Consider the following 443-nt stretch of genomic DNA (forward strand, 5'->3'; position numbering starts at 1 on the left):
GCCAGGGCCACGGGCACCACCTCCTCGTCGGGGGGCCGCGCGGCGAGGCCGACGTCGTCGAGCCCCACGGCGAGCCATCCACCCTCCGGGGGTGGGGTGTCGGCCGGCGTGGCCGCCGCTCGTGCATCGCCCCGCACCTGCGCGTAGCGGACCTTGAGGAGCTGCGGGGCGACGAGCGTGGTGACCAGGACGACGAGCAGCAGCGCGGCGTAGAGGTCGTCTCCCAGCACGCCGTTCTGGAGGCCGATGGCGGCGAAGATGAGGCCCACCTCGCCGCGGGGGAGCATGCCGAAGCCGATGAGGGCCTTGTCACCGCGCGCCCCGATGGCGCCGAGGGGCGAGAGCAGCTTGCCGACGACCGCGACGGCCAGGAGGATGGCGGCGTCCCGCAGCACCTCGATCCGGGTGAAGGCGCTGATGTCCGCGTCGATCCCGATCTGGAG

Annotated in this window: 1 protein-coding gene; it reads right to left on the reverse strand. The window is 74.0% G+C overall.

The genetic code is table 11. The annotated features are described in order from the left end of the window. Positions 1 to 443 (reverse strand): cation:proton antiporter (locus I6F37_RS40115; protein ID WP_225154394.1); only part of this gene is annotated, 443 nt, incomplete at both ends.

Origin of the sequence: Bradyrhizobium sp. NBAIM08 (assembly GCF_020193935.1) — a bacterium.
Lineage (GTDB): Bacteria > Pseudomonadota > Alphaproteobacteria > Rhizobiales > Xanthobacteraceae > Bradyrhizobium > Bradyrhizobium yuanmingense.